Source organism: Streptomyces sp. SID11385 (assembly GCF_010548245.1).
Classification (GTDB): Bacteria; Actinomycetota; Actinomycetes; order Streptomycetales; family Streptomycetaceae; genus Streptomyces.
The window spans coordinates 1-219 of the sequence record NZ_JAAGLR010000032.1; the positions used below are offsets into that span (position 1 = coordinate 1).

Annotated in this window: 1 protein-coding gene; it reads left to right on the forward strand. The window is 71.2% G+C overall.

What is annotated here, in order from left to right; all coding sequences use genetic code 11:
• On the forward strand, nt 1–219 hold a 219-nt coding region (locus tag G3I42_RS00950), incomplete at both ends, for a cytochrome c oxidase assembly protein (protein WP_164281949.1).

The window sequence follows — 219 nt, forward strand, 5'->3', positions numbered from 1 at the left end:
CGCTACAGCATGGTCCTGTTCAGCGCCCATGCCGTACAGCACGTCCTCGTCGGCCTCATCGCGCCACTGCTGCTGCTTTACGGTGCCCCGCTGAGCCTGGCGCTCAAGTCGATGCGCGGCGAGGGCCGGGCGCTGCTCGCCGCCGCGGCCGGCAGCCGGGGCCTGCGAGCACTGAGCAACCCGGTCATCGCGTCGGCGCTGCTGCTGCTCACCCTCTAC